Genomic DNA, 13,659 nt, shown 5'->3' on the forward strand with positions numbered 1-13,659 from the left:
CCGTGCTCTCAGGATTTCGACCCATGATGACCTCAAAACTGGTTTTGTCCGACGAAGACCTTAAGCGTCTGGTGAAAAGTGATAATGCCGACGATCGCGCCGTGGCCGCGCACAAGATTTGCCGTGTCATGGAGCGTCAGGTGGTCAGTGAGGCTGAGCGCGAAGCCGCCCATGAAATCATTCGCCTGATGGCGCACGATGCGGCGGAACTGGTCCGGCGGGCCCTGTCGGTGACCATGCGCACGTCAGAACTATTGCCGCACGATGTGGCCATGAAACTGGCTCAGGACGTGGTGTCGGTCGCCGTGCCGGTTCTGCACTATTCACCGGTGTTCAGCGACGACGATCTGCGTGCGGTGATCGAAGCCGGTAATCCGGCGCGTCAGATCGCGATTGCCAAACGTGACACCTTATCCGAAGTCGTGACGGGTGCTCTGGCTGAGCACGGCGTCGAAGAGGCGGTGGTAATTGCCTGCGCCAACGACAATGCCCGTTTTGATGACGGTGCGTTCGGGCGGGTGATGGACCGCTTTGGTGAGTCTGAGGTCATGCAGTCGGTGCTGGTTCACCGTCAGGCCTTGCCGGTGACGGTGACGGAAAAGCTGGTGCATCTGGTCAGCGGGGCCTTGCGCGAGCAACTGGTCGCCCGCCATGCGGTGACGCCGGAGACGGCGGCGCGGATCTCCGAGGCGGTGCAGGAGCGCGCGACCCTCGACATGGCCGGACGCAGCCCGCAGGCCCATGATCCCAAGACCCTGGCCCGCCACCTGGTCGATTTCGGCCGCATGACGCCGTCACTTATGCTCAGGGCGCTGGTACGCGGGCAGATGACCTTCTTTGAATATGCTCTGGCGGAGCTATCCGGCGTGCCCCATGAACGCACCTGGCTGATGATCCATGATGCCGGGGCGCTGGGACTGCGGGCCATATATGACCGGGCGGGCCTGCCGGCGGGCATGTTCGCAACCTTCAAGGCAGCGGTTGAGACCTATCATGAGCTTAAGGCTGAGCAGGGGCACCTCGACCCCATCCGCTTGCAGGAACGCCTGATCGAGCGCTTCCTGACCCAGACCCCAACGGCGTCACGCGAAGATATCGCCTATCTGATGGAGCGTCTGGACTTTGACCACAAAGGCCATTCATGGGCCAATCTGCCCAAGGGCGAGACTGAGTCTAAAACAGAATTTGAGGCGGCCTAAGCTCATCCCAAACGAAGTTCGGCGAAGCCAAAAAGTGTGCAGCGGTTTTTGGATCAAGATGCGCGTTACACAACAAAAAGAGCTCCCCATTTCATAATAAAAAAAGCCGCCGGAAATCACTCCGGCGGCTTTTTTATTGTTGGTTGGGGACTTTGCCCTATTCTTTATGACCAATGGAGTTGAGGTGTTCCTTGACGCGGGCCTCCAGCGTATCGGCCAGAATCTTGCCGACCGGGTGGGTGTCTTCCTTGATGCTGTCACGCACAGCGGCGCGGATGGCGTCAAGGTGGGCGTCGATCAGGACGCGCGGCGCTTGCAGGCGGATGGCTTCGTCATCCATCATTTTACACAGCGAACCGGCAATACGGGTCACCAGCGGATAGCCGTAGGTCGTGCCAAGCCCTTTCAGGTCGTGGCAGTGGAAATAGAGTTTATCGGCATTGGCAGGCGTGAAGCCGCTGCGCTTAATTTCAGCCTGAGCGTTTTCGATTTTCTTGACTTCGTCCAGCAGCCATTCCCCGAAATTGGACGACAGGTCAGCAATAGCGGCTTCGGCCTTGGCGATAGCGGCCTGATCAAGGGCGCCCATCTTGCCGCCGACCTTGGCGCGTAAGGTGTTGGGAACCTGAATGATTTGAGCTTTTTCCGACATGGGGGAGAGGTCCTCAGAGGGTGGGTTTGGTGATAATTTACCGTCACTATAACCTGCACAGATTTAAGAACCCCTAAAACAGCACCATAATTTATCATTTTTGCAGACAGGGGCTCGCCCCTGCACCCGGAACTTGGAGCCAGCGGACAGGGCGGTGCCTTTTTCTCCTCCCTATCGAGCCTTTGGCGAAGATGGGGAGGTGGATCGGCGCGTGAGCGACGAGACGGAGGGGGATTGCGCCGCTGTGATTTCCACCCACCGTCCTTAGTTTTGCGTGATGCCCTAAAGCCGGTGCAGACCACCTCGTCTCAGCCATCCCCCTCCGTCGCGGACTACGCCGCGCCACCTCCCCATGCCTATGGCACGGGGAGGAGAAAGACAACTTATCCCCGTCGTGCGAGTTTCCCCCATGCTTAGGGGATGACTGCCGATGCGCCGACATCTTTTGACCAGCAGGAACGCTTCACGCCCGAAGAACGCAGGGCGCGGTTGCGGGCCTTTGCCGACCGGATGCTGGAGCGGCTGGGTGATCTGCCGTCGCCCTATGATGCCCCGGAACTGGAGCAAATGACACGGGCCGGGTTACTGATCGAGCGGATCTACGCCCGCGTCGATGCGTCAGAGCGCACGGCCTCTAAACAACTCACCCCCGAAGAGGCCGCCCGCAGCCGCGAAGAGTTCGGCCTGAAACTGGCCGCCTTGCGCGCCACCCATGAGGCGGTGAGCGCGAAGCTGGCCCCGAAACTGAGTCCTATTTCAGAGGCAGAAACGCTCACGCCGGATGAGTTGATCAAGCACATCAAGGGCCTTGATCTGTCGGAACCCGATTTCGGACTTGAGGACGATTTCGATGACGATCTTGAGGATGAGGCAGAGGATGCGCCAAAAAGCCCGCCGCGCCTCGATCCGAAAACCGGCCTGTTGTGGCTGGATGAGCGGACGATTCTGGCGACCCAGCATCCGCCGTGGTTTGAAGCCGAAGGCGGCGAGATGTACTGGCGTGTCGCGCGCGGTGAGGTGAAGCTGGTCCTGCCGGAAAGTGTTCCGAGTGTCATCACCGACAGCAGTTAAGTCCCAAAAGTTCGCAAGAGCCCCCTCCGTCTGGCTTTCAGCCATCCACCTCCCCCGTAAACAGGGGAGGAGAAGAATTCTTACTTATACCTCCCCGACTGCGCTCAAGGAGCGAACGGGGCCGGCCTTCCGGCGGTAGCGCACTAAAATGCGCCGGGGAGGGGGACCGCTTTGCGGAGCAAAGGGGTGGTGGGGGATATTTCAACGATCCGAAGACATATTGATACCATTCGCCTCCCAATCCTTGATAGGGAGTTCGCACCCGCTTACGCCGTAAACATTTCCGCCAGCACGCGCTCATCAAAGCCCTTGCCCGCATCAAACAGGATGGTGGCGGAGATATCGCGACATTCTTCGATCTGCACATCCCGGACATGCCGGACTTCAAACGTATCCGCAGAGGCGCTGACCGGGCGCTTATCGCCTTCCAGCACCTCAAAGCGCACGCGTTTGGTGTGGGGCAGAACCGCACCGCGCCAGCGCCGGGGCCGGAACGCGCTGATCGGGGTCAGCGCCAGCGCCTGCGCCGTCAGGGGCAGGATCGGGCCGTGGGCCGACAGGTTGTAGGCCGTCGATCCGGCGGGTGTGGCCAACATGCAGCCGTCGCAGATCAGTTCTTCGAGGCGTACCTTATCGTCGACATAGATTTTCAGCTTGGCGCTCTGGTGCGTCTGGCGCAGCAGGGAGACTTCGTTAAGCGCCAGGGCTTCAAAGTTTTCGCCGTCACGATTGGTCGCGCGCATCCGCAAGGGGTGAATGAGGGTCCGTTCGGCGGCATAGATGCGCTGAACCAGATCGTCTTCGCCGTAGTCATTGAGCAGAAACCCGACCGAACCGCGGTTCATGCCAAAAATCGGCACATGTTCGTTCAGGTGCTCATGCAGACATTCGAGCAGGAACCCGTCACCGCCCAGCGCCACCACCACGTCGGGGCTGTCGCTTGAGCCATAGCGAGCGCTCAACCGCTCACTGGCCTGCTGCGCTTCGGGCCGTTCGGACGCTTTAAAAGCCAGCTTCAGGGGCATCTCTAACAACCATTGGCGCGCGGGGTGGGCGGCTTTATACGCTGATATTTTGGGAAATCAAAGTCTTATGGATTAAGATAAGATGGCCGCCAGCTTTTCCCGCGCCATGGCGGGCGGCAGATCAAACACCGGGCGCGCCAGCAGGTGATGGGCGCTGGTCACCTTAGGGCGCTGATGGTTCAGGCGCTGAATCTGTTCCAGAACGGTCGCAAAGGCGGCGCGGTCAATCCCAAGTGCTGTCATCGAAAGCGCTAATGACACACAGCTTTGGCCATTGAGGCTATGGCGTAGCTTGGCGGCGTCAACCGCCAGCTTACGGGCCATGCCCTCAAGGAAGGCGTCGAACTGACCGATATTCAGCAGGTTCAGCAGCAGACCATTGGTCAGAGCCGACAGCTTAAGGTCGCCCACCGCTTGCGCCGGTGTGACGGTCGTCGCGGGCACCGACAGGTAGGGGAAGCGCGCGCTCAGAAGGTCACGTAAGTCTGGCCCGACCGACGCCATCAGCGCCTTGGCGTGGGTTTCGGTAAACAGGGGGTGGCGGATCAGGGCGCCGCGCAGGGCGGCATGGTTCTGCGCCAGTTGACAAAGCCCCTGCATGTCTTCGGGCTCTATACGGGCGTTAGCATTGTTCAAAAGCGCCAGTTGCACCAGATAGGGCGGCAAGTTGAGGATCGCCTTAACGAGGTTGTTCGATAATCCGGGGCGGCGGGCAATCGCCACCTGATGGCCTTCGGAATGGTTGTTGAGCAGGTTGAACAGGCTGGCATCGCTCAAGTGCGCATGGCGCAGCAGCGGCTCGCTGACCTCGGCGGGCAGGGCGCACAGCTCAAGCAGGGCCGCTTGCGCCAGCCACGGCGCGTCAACCAACTGGGCGATGCGCGCTTTTTGCTCAGAGCGTGGGCTTTTGACGATGGTGTCAATCAAAAGGCGGGTAAAATGATCCAGATCGCCAGTTGCGGGTCTGGGCGAAGGGGCGGGGGCTGGTGCGACGGCGGGCGCGGGGCGAGTCGCCGCCATCAGCGTTTCCAGCAGGCCAACATAGCCTGCCTGACCGCGGGCCTCGCTTGGGGCTGCGTCCTGCGCTGAGGGGGCTGAGTTTAAAGCGGGCTGCGCCACGAATACGTCCGGTCCTAGAGAATCATCAGTGATCTCAGACTGCGCAAACAGGGTGAATGATTGTTTAATTTTTACGTTTTGGTGACGTTATATTTGAAATATCGGAGCCGCGATGCGCGGGTAAATATCGCTTGAAATCAATCGTTCTGCGGTATTTTTATGCCATGAGGTGCGATTAATTGCCGCATTAATCTTGTTTCAACAGTGTGACCTTAGAGTGGCTCTATAAGTAAACAGGAACCGCAGGGCGCAATGTCCCAGACTTCCGAAGGTGTAACCACGGCCACAGTTTCGTCCCTGACGGGTACGGAGCGTGAGATTATGGTGCTTGAGCGTGACGATGCGGTCGAAATCATCGAACGTCTGCGCGAAACCCATCATGATCGGCGCGGGCGTGCCTTTCTACTTGATATTACGCCGCTGATCATCCGCCTTGGGGCCAAGTGGGAAGGTAAGCGCGAACTGGTGTTTGAGCATCTAAAGACCGGATTTGAACGCCGCTTCCCTGAGCCCAACTGGTGCATAGAGGTGTCCGAAAACACCTGGCTGGCGGTCATGCCGACCGAAGCGTCCCGCAAAGGGGCTATGTCGGTAACCGACATGTGGCTGGACCTGGCCAATTTCTTCGTCGGTGACCTGAGCGGCACAGATGTCCCCCTCTATGCCGTTGAAGCCTATGATGTCGATAAGTTTGCCATTGCGCGTATCCGTATGAACAGTTTTTTTGAGCGTGACGAAGAAGAGCCTCACTCGGTCCGGGCGCGCGCAGGTGCCATGCCCGAAAGTGCGGCAAAGGGCCCCGAGGCTGGCCCGCAGATGAGCGCGATCCAGCGCCCGATGATTGTCGCCCAGTCGGTGGCCTATGCCGGTCGCACGGTGCGGGTGGCCTCATCCGCCGAGCCTCTGTTTGAGATGCGCAAGATGGTGATGATCGGTCATCGCCTTGAGGCTATGGTGATCGAAGGCGCGGACAATACCTTGCTGGATCGTAAGGCTCTGGCCAATATGGACTGGAATCTGCGCGAGCAGGCCGATGTCGCCAATATCGAGCAGGGCATTAAGCTGATCCGGGTCAAGGAACCTGACGCCCGTAAAATGCTTATGGTCGTACCGGCAGCCTTTTCGACCTTTGCGTCTAACCGGGCGCGGGCGCGTATCACTCAGGAAGTTTCAAAGGCTGCTGCCGAAATGCAGCTTAAGGTGCTGTTTGAAGTGCGCGGCCTTGATGGGGTGCCGCCGCACCGGATCCTTGAGATTGTCTCTATGATCAAGCCGTTCTGCATGACGGTGGTGGGGTCAGTCTCTGCAGATCGCAAATCCATAGCCACCTTGCATAAATGCGGCCTGTCAGGCGTGTGCGTCGAATATGACGGCGTTAAACGCGAAGATGCCGCCCTTAACGAGTATCTGGGCGTCCTTAGTGCCGCCGCCAAGGCCTCGGCCGGGGCGTGCATGGTGCAGGGCTTTGACAACTATCGTCAGATGGCCGTGGCGCGGATGGCCGGGGTCACTCACGCCTCGATCAAGGCCACCGCCATGATGTCAGCCAGAGTATCGGATCAACCGGCCACGGCTTGATCTGTCAGGGCCTTACTGAATGTTGAGCGCGGCCTTGACGTTGTTCCAGTCCACGATCTTGAAGTTTTGCTTCACGCGGGTGGTGGAGGCGGCTTCGCCATCGGAATCAACGTCATCCTGCATGACAATAATGCCATTGGGGTAGGGGCCAACCGGACCGCCGCGGGCCGCGACGCCATCGGTGCCGGTAACCGCATCGATACCGTTGCCGGCCATGACCGAGAAGCGGCCTTTGTAGACCGGATCGCCATCGACCTGCCATACCGCAAAGGCCGAGTCGCCCTGAGACGAGGCAATCAGATAGGTCTTGTCGCCTTCATGCATCAGGGTCAGACCCTCAACATCGGGTTTAAGAATGTCGGATGGCGCAGGGGCAAAGTGTACGCGGGTGGCATTAGACGGCGATCTGACGTCATAGCGCCAGATGCCCTTGGCTTCTTCGCCGATATAGAGCGCGCCGGTCTTGGCATCGATGACGCAGCCTTCGGATTGGGAGCCGACCTCAAAGCGCTGGGTGTCAATGATTGAATAGCCACCCACATCATTCAGGCGGGCGACGGCGACATCACCGCGCTGACCGACCACGACAACGACCGGGCTAGTCTTATCGCCGAAATTGACGGCGGCCATGCAGAAGCCGTAAGCCTCAGACGTCGGCAGACTGACAAAACCGAGGTTGCGCAGTTTCAGGTCTTTATCCAGACCAAACAGGGCGACGCCGTTCTTCACACGGTCGGACGTGCCGATCAGAACCTGACCGTCCATTTCCAGCAGATCAACATTGTTGAGCGGGCCGACGGGCGCAAAATCACGCACGCTGCCGTCGATATTATAGACATAAAGTCCGGCCTTCTTGTCGGTGCCCAGAATAACGGGCGTGTCAGGCTGATAGCGGTTGACGTAGATTTCGGGATCATCGGCGGCATCGGCAGCCCCGGTGCCGACCGCGATGGTCTCTGCTGAGGCCAATACCGGCGTACCTGTGCCTTGCGTCATTTTTTTGGAGTCGGAAATCAGTTCGGAGTGGATGCAGCCCGACAGAGCGATGGCCGACAGCCCCCCTAGGAGGATTGTCTTAAATCTGTCATTGAGGTGTAAAAAGGCCATTCCAGAAGCTCCGTTTTCCAAGTTTAACGGGCCTATTATCAGCTATTTTCGAAAATGTACCCGTAAAATTACGCCTGATGGTTCCATGGAATACGCCCGGACGCGTCTGGTAATTTGGTCACAGTGGTGGCATGCATGTCGTTGAAAGTGACCTTTGTAATAAATCTGTCATGGCCCCTTAGTACTAGCCCCAGTTAAGTTTAACTTGCCAATTGGGGGCATGTATGTCGTTTAAATTCTCATCCCGTAACCTGAATGCGGTGCTGTTTGCATCGACCGCTCTGGTTTCGGCCGTCGCCGTATCATCGGCCGTTGCGGGCACCGTGTCCGGTTCGGTCACCGACGCTTCGGGCACTAGCGCCCTGCGCGGTGCTGAAGTGGTCCTGGTCGAACTGGGCCAGACCGCCACGGTTCAGGCCGACGGTTCCTTCCGTTTCGCCAGCGTCCCCGCCGGCACCTATAGCTTACGCGTCCGCTACACCGGCGCTGAAGACCAGACCCAGAGCATTACGGTTGCGGAAACGGGTGACGTATCCGCTCAGTTCGCCCTTAAGGCCGTTGATGGTGACGTGGTCGAGGTTCTGATCGTCGGTCAGCGCGCTAACCTGTCGTCCTCCATTTCGCGTCAGCGCTCTTCCGATACGGTTCAGACGACCCTGTCGAAAGACTCCATGGGGCAGTTCCCTGACCAGAACGTCGCCGAAGCCATGCGTCGCGCTACGGGCGTCAACGTCCTGAACGATCAGGGCGAAGGCCGCTTTGTGTCGGTGCGCGGCCTTGACCCGAACCTGAACTCAGCCTCGATCAACGGCAACCGTATCCTGTCGACCGGCGGCGATGACCGTTCGGTAGCCATGGACGTTATCCCGGCTGAACTGATCGAATCGATCGACATCAAAAAGTCGCTGACCCCGGACATGGACGGTGACACCATCGGCGCGTCGATCGAAATCAACACGGTTTCGGCGTTCGACCGCAAGAAAGACATGTTCTCGGCCACGCTCGAAGGGTCTTATAATGACCAGAATGAAGAAACCTCGCCCAAAGCCGGTCTCGATTTCTCGAAGAAGCTGACCGACAACCTCGGCGTTGCCGGTGGCCTGAGCTACTATAAGCGTAAGTTCGCCACCGACAATATCGAAGCTGCAGACTGGGACGGCAGCGGCGACGCCGCTTTCGCCCGCACGCTGGAATACCGCGATTATGATGTTGAGCGCGAGCGTTACGGCTTCACCCTGAACTTCGATTACCGCGTCAGCGAAAATACTTCACTGTATCTGCGCAGCTTCTACTCGAAGTTTGATGATACCGAACTGCGTAACCGCCTGATCTTCAAGATCGACGACCTGAACCCGACCGCTGCCGATAACAAGGCGACCTTCCTGTCCGGTTCCGGTTCGGCGGGCCGCATCGAAATCCGCCGCGATATCAAGGACCGTCGCGAATGGCAGGAGACCAGCAATATCGCATTTGGCGGCAAGACCTTCCTGGATGCCTGGAAGTTCACCTACGACCTGAGCTATTCGACCGCCTCACAATCTGAGGACGGTTCGATCGATCCGATGCGCTTCCGTGCCCGCTATCAGCAAGGCGCAAACCAGATCGGCGTGACGTTTGATTATAACGACCTGACCCGCCCCAGCTATGCGGTAACCACAGGCGCGGCGATCTTTAACGATCCGACCCGCTACACCATGACGGCCTATGAGCGCACCAGCGATGAAAGCGCCGAGGACGAAGAACTGGCGCTGCGTTTCGACGCGGCCCGCACCATGAACCTGTCGCAAGGCACGTTCGAGGTGAAGTTCGGTGGTAAGGTCCGTCAGCGCGATAAGTCGCTCGACATGACCTATGACATCTATGACGGTTACGACGGTGACCTGACCCTGGCCGATGTCGCCGGTACGCCGACCTATGGCCTGGCCGATATCGGCGTCGTGCCTGATCTCGGTAAGGTTCGCAATCTGGCCAGCGCTAATGCGGCTAATTTCGAGCGTTCTGATATCGACAGCGAAATCGCTTCGACTGTCGAAGACTATGACGGCAGCGAAGACATCTATGCCGGTTATGTTCAGGGCCGCTATGACAACGGCGCTTTGCGTGTCATCGGTGGTGTGCGCGTCGAGCAAACCAAGCTCAGCATGAGCGGTACAACGGCCCGCACGATCGATGATGATGGCGATGTCACCTTTGTCGTGTCGCCGGTGGCCTTCAAGAAGGATTACACCGACGTCTTGCCCAGCGTGAACGTGCGCTATAATGTCAACGACAAGCTGGTCGCCCGCGCCGCCGTGTCTCAGTCGCTGATGCGCCCAAGCTTCGGCAAGATGGCCCCGCGCTTCGTGCTTGAAGAAAACGTAGAGGACAACGAAGTCTCGGCGGTCTTTGGGAACCCGGATCTTGATCCGTATAAGGCGACCAACTTCGACGCCTCTCTGGAATACTACTTCGCTAAGGAAGGCGTCATTCAGGGCGGAATCTTTGCTAAGAAGATCAAGGACTTCATCGTTGATTTCAGCACGGATGACGCCGGTGTCTATAACGGTGTGGCTTATGATGAGGCTGAATACGCCATCAACGGCGGTGAAGCTGATGTCTTCGGGGTGGAACTGGCCTATTCGCAAGCCTTCACCTTCTTAGCCTCGCCGTGGGATGGCCTGCTGGTCAGCGCCAACTACACCTATACGGATGCCGAAGGCGACGTGAATGGTCGCACCATTCCGCTGCCGGCTTCGGCCAAGCAAACGGCCAACCTGGTGCTGGGCTATGAAAAAGGCCCGCTATCTCTGCGTGCCGCCGGTGCCTATCGTTCGGGTTATCTGGATGAACTGGGCGGTTCGGCTGAAGAAGACCGCTACATCAAGGATCACTTCCAGCTTGACCTGTCGGCAAAGTACAAGGTGACCGACAATGTTCGTGTCTTTGCTGAGCTGGTCAATGCCAATGACGCGACCTACACCGCCTATAACAACTTCGGTGGCCGTCAGCGTCTGCTGCAGTACGAAGAATATAGCTGGACCACCAAGTTCGGTGTGAAGTTCAACTACTAAAATTCAAAGTAGAAACTGTGGGGGCAGTGTCCTTACCGAAAGGTGAGGGCGCTGCCTTTGTCTATTTGGAGAGATCGCCATGAAATCCATCCTGTCCGCGCTCCTGTGCGGGGCAGTACTGTTTGCGCCGCTCGCAGCCTTTGCCGACGATCTGCCGCCGCTGCAAATTCCCCGCACCGCCGGTCTGCCTTATGGTGTGAAATCGATCCCCGACCGGATCGTCCTGACGCCGGGGGCTAATCCGGCGGCTGAGATGGCGGTATCGTTCCGCACCGACAGCCTGCAACGCACGGCGGAGGCCCAAATCGCGGTGGCGGTCGATGGTCCGACGCTTGAGGAAAAGGCGCAGATCGTTACCGGCACTACCACCTATTTCCCGTCCTCCAATGGTCTGGCCCACTATCAGCAGGTGCGCTTTACAGGGCTTATGCCCGATACCGTCTATGCCTACCGGGTCAAGGGCTCAGCGGGCTGGAGCGAATGGCAGCAGTTCAAGACGGCCAAAACGACGCCAGAGCCGTTCCGGTTCATGTATCTGGGCGATACCCAGAACGGCATCCTGACCTTTGCGTCGCGCGTGATTCGTCAGGGTTTCCATGAAGGGAAGATAAGTCTGGTAGTCCATGCTGGCGATCTGGTGGCCCAGCGCGATAATCTGGATCACGACGATGAGTGGGGCGAGTGGACGCAGGCCGGTGGCTATAACTATTCTATGGTGCCGCAGATTCCGGCGACCGGAAACCACGAATATGCCGACCTGATCCTGCCCGATGGCACGGAATCGCGCAAATTGGGGCCGCACTGGCCGGTGCAATTTGCTTTGCCGTCCAATGGCGCGGCGGGGGCTGATAAAACCACCTATTTTGTGGATTATCAGGGCGTGCGGTTCATCGTGCTGGATGGCACGGCGGCGCTTGATATGGGGCAGCTTCAATCCCAAACCCAGTGGCTCGATAAGACCCTGACTGACAGCAAAGCCAACTGGAACTTTGTGCTGTTCCACCAGCCGATCTTTACCTGTGCGCGTCCGAACGATACCGAAGTGCTCAAGGCCGCCTGGAAGCCGGTGTTTGATAAGCATAAGGTCGATCTGGTGCTGCAAGGCCATGACCATTGCTATAGTCGCCTGAGTTCTGAGGCCGGTCGTGCGGCGGGCATCACCGCCCGCAAAGGTGGTAAGGCCCAGGGGCCGGTCTATCTGGTTTCCGTCACCGGCTCAAAGATGTACGGTCTGAATAATCGTTCCGGTACTCAGCCCGATAAGGTGGCCGAGGCGACCGAGCTTTATCAGATTGTTGATGTCGAGGCATCACGGCTGAAGTTCCGCACCTATACGGCGTCAGGCAAGCTCTATGACGGCTTTGATCTTGAGCGCCGCAAGGACGGTACCAACCGTCTGCTTGAATTGAAAGAGCCCATGCTGGCGACCCGTAAATGCACCGGTACCGTTGGGCCGGACGGCGGGGCCTGCGTGGCTGACCCCAAGGATTAGGCGACTGGTAATCTGATATCGGCCCGGAGCCCGCCCAGCGGGCTCTGATCCAGAACCAATTCGCCGCCGTGCCCGCGGATGATATCCTGCGCGATCGACAGCCCAAGGCCCACGCCCTTGATGTTCTGGTTGCGGGCGGCATCCAGACGCGAAAACGCCTTCATGGCGTCGTCGCGCTTATCGGGGGCAATACCGGGGCCATCGTCATCGACATAGATATGCAGGATGCGGGTGTTATTGGTTCTGACCTCGACCTCGGCGCTAACCGCCACGGTCCCAGCGTGGTGAAAGCCGTTCATGACCAGATTGGTCAAGGCGCGCTGAAGGCCCATTTCACGAGCCGACAGGGTGACATCTTCGCTGAGCGGCGACAGTTTCAGCTTATGGCCTGAGCGTTCGATATTGTCATTGAGCGTGGTCAGCAAACCGTTGATCGAAACATCGTCCTGCGTATCCTGCATCTCACCGCGGGCAAAGGCCAGATATTCGTCGATCATGTAGGCCATTTCCGACACATCCTGCTTCATGCGCTCAGTCGCCGAATCCTGCGGGGCCATGGCCAGTTCCAGTTTCAGGCGTGTCAACGGCGTGCGCAAATCGTGGGACACCGACGCCAGCAGGGTGGTGCGCTGTTCGATATGGCGTTGGATACGGGCCTTCATCTTAAGGAAGGCATGGGCGGCGGCGCGCACCTCAGCCGCCCCATAGGGCTTGAAACCGGGGTCGTCCTCACCCTTACCGAAGGCTTCGGCGGCGTGGGACAGGCGCTCAATGGCACGGACCTGATTGCGGATAAACAGGATCGAAATCGTGGTCAGAATAAAGGTCGCCCCGCCCATCCACAGGATAAAGATATGGGCGCGCGTGGCAAAGGCCCGCTCACGGGGGGCGATAATGCGCATGACCCCGCCATCGACCTGAACGCGGATATCGACCGCGCCGGGATAGCGGGTGGTGTCGAACCAGAACGGATCGTCAAGCTGGTTCTGCAACGCGTACTTGAGTGAGCGGTCAAGGGCGGCCCACGGATTAGGCCGCTTTCGATCAGGCAGAGTTTTGCGCGGCTGGTAGACGATGGACAACTGCATGGCCTTTTGGGCCTGCTCGGATATCCGGGCCATGGTCTCAGGTTTGGGGTCGGCTTCATACGCATCGACCGCCCAGACGATATCGCCGACCAGCCCTTCGGATAGGCGCGCCGTCACGGTTTCCCAGTGCATGTCAAAAAATGCCCAGGTCACGGCAAACTGCATCAGTCCGATCGGCAGGACGATGATTAGCAGGGCGCGCCCCCACAAGGTCTTGGGGATGCTGCGCTTAATGAACTTGGGCCACAGGCTGAGTTTGGGCAGGCGCAGTTTCATAA

The 13,659-nt window shown here is 58.7% G+C and carries 10 protein-coding genes; 5 read left to right on the forward strand and 5 right to left on the reverse strand.

The features are described from left to right. The first annotated feature begins 23 nt into the window (after positions 1 to 23). On the forward strand, positions 24 to 1,199 hold the full coding sequence (locus tag OVA03_RS01080) for a DUF2336 domain-containing protein (RefSeq protein ID WP_267526389.1): 1,176 nt from the start codon (positions 24 to 26) through the stop codon (positions 1,197 to 1,199). Between the two features lie 157 nt (positions 1,200 to 1,356). On the opposite strand, the gene OVA03_RS01085 is transcribed toward OVA03_RS01080, so the two are convergent. Next, complete coding sequence (locus tag OVA03_RS01085; RefSeq protein WP_267526390.1) at positions 1,357 to 1,851, reverse strand: Hpt domain-containing protein; 495 nt, start codon at positions 1,849 to 1,851, stop codon at positions 1,357 to 1,359. A gap of 420 nt (positions 1,852 to 2,271) precedes the next feature. Between OVA03_RS01085 and OVA03_RS01090 the strand changes: the two genes are divergently transcribed. Next, positions 2,272 to 2,922, forward strand: coding sequence for a hypothetical protein (locus OVA03_RS01090; protein WP_267526391.1), 651 nt, complete (start codon positions 2,272 to 2,274; stop codon positions 2,920 to 2,922). A 266-nt stretch (positions 2,923 to 3,188) separates the two neighbouring features. Here OVA03_RS01090 and OVA03_RS01095 read toward each other — a convergent pair whose 3' ends face one another. Then, positions 3,189 to 3,947, reverse strand: a complete 759-nt coding sequence (locus tag OVA03_RS01095) for an NAD kinase (RefSeq protein ID WP_267526392.1) — start codon at positions 3,945 to 3,947, stop codon at positions 3,189 to 3,191. Positions 3,948 to 4,019: 72 nt separating this feature from the next. Beyond that, positions 4,020 to 5,066, reverse strand: coding sequence for a DUF2336 domain-containing protein (locus tag OVA03_RS01100; protein ID WP_267526393.1), 1,047 nt, complete (start codon positions 5,064 to 5,066; stop codon positions 4,020 to 4,022). A 252-nt stretch (positions 5,067 to 5,318) separates the two neighbouring features. On the opposite strand from OVA03_RS01100, the gene OVA03_RS01105 reads away from it, so the two are divergent. After that, the gene (locus OVA03_RS01105; RefSeq protein WP_267526394.1) at positions 5,319 to 6,644 is read left to right on the forward strand and encodes a hypothetical protein; all 1,326 of its coding nucleotides are present in this window, start codon (positions 5,319 to 5,321) and stop codon (positions 6,642 to 6,644) included. Positions 6,645 to 6,656: 12 nt separating this feature from the next. Here OVA03_RS01105 and OVA03_RS01110 read toward each other — a convergent pair whose 3' ends face one another. Then, entirely contained in the window at positions 6,657 to 7,751 is a 1,095-nt protein-coding gene (locus OVA03_RS01110) for a phytase (RefSeq protein ID WP_267526395.1), read from the reverse strand. 224 nt (positions 7,752 to 7,975) lie between these two features. Here OVA03_RS01110 and OVA03_RS01115 point away from each other — a divergent pair, with 224 nt between their 5' ends. Beyond that, the gene (locus OVA03_RS01115; RefSeq protein ID WP_267526396.1) at positions 7,976 to 10,801 is read left to right on the forward strand and encodes a TonB-dependent receptor; all 2,826 of its coding nucleotides are present in this window, start codon (positions 7,976 to 7,978) and stop codon (positions 10,799 to 10,801) included. 79 nt (positions 10,802 to 10,880) lie between these two features. Then, positions 10,881 to 12,293 (forward strand): purple acid phosphatase family protein, encoded by a 1,413-nt coding sequence (locus OVA03_RS01120; protein ID WP_267526397.1) that lies wholly within the window; start codon positions 10,881 to 10,883, stop codon positions 12,291 to 12,293. Here the strand turns inward: OVA03_RS01120 and OVA03_RS01125 are convergent. Next, complete coding sequence (locus OVA03_RS01125) at positions 12,290 to 13,657, reverse strand: ATP-binding protein (RefSeq protein ID WP_420710450.1); 1,368 nt, start codon at positions 13,655 to 13,657, stop codon at positions 12,290 to 12,292. The genes OVA03_RS01120 and OVA03_RS01125 overlap by 4 nt on opposite strands. Positions 13,658 to 13,659: the final 2 nt, after the last annotated feature.

It is taken from the genome of Asticcacaulis sp. SL142 (assembly GCF_026625745.1).
Classification (GTDB): Bacteria; Pseudomonadota; Alphaproteobacteria; order Caulobacterales; family Caulobacteraceae; genus Asticcacaulis.

Coding starts and splice junctions, on each gene's coding strand:
- OVA03_RS01090 (WP_267526391.1), top strand. CDS start 2,272: ATGACTGCCGATGCGCCGACATCTTTTGACCAGCAGGAACGCTTCACG.
- OVA03_RS01115 (WP_267526396.1), top strand. CDS start 7,976: ATGTCGTTTAAATTCTCATCCCGTAACCTGAATGCGGTGCTGTTTGCA.
- OVA03_RS01080 (WP_267526389.1), top strand. CDS start 24: ATGATGACCTCAAAACTGGTTTTGTCCGACGAAGACCTTAAGCGTCTG.
- OVA03_RS01110 (WP_267526395.1), bottom strand. CDS start 7,751: ATGGCCTTTTTACACCTCAATGACAGATTTAAGACAATCCTCCTAGGG.
- OVA03_RS01105 (WP_267526394.1), top strand. CDS start 5,319: ATGTCCCAGACTTCCGAAGGTGTAACCACGGCCACAGTTTCGTCCCTG.
- OVA03_RS01085 (WP_267526390.1), bottom strand. CDS start 1,851: ATGTCGGAAAAAGCTCAAATCATTCAGGTTCCCAACACCTTACGCGCC.
- OVA03_RS01120 (WP_267526397.1), top strand. CDS start 10,881: ATGAAATCCATCCTGTCCGCGCTCCTGTGCGGGGCAGTACTGTTTGCG.
- OVA03_RS01125 (WP_420710450.1), bottom strand. CDS start 13,657: ATGAAACTGCGCCTGCCCAAACTCAGCCTGTGGCCCAAGTTCATTAAG.
- OVA03_RS01095 (WP_267526392.1), bottom strand. CDS start 3,947: ATGCCCCTGAAGCTGGCTTTTAAAGCGTCCGAACGGCCCGAAGCGCAG.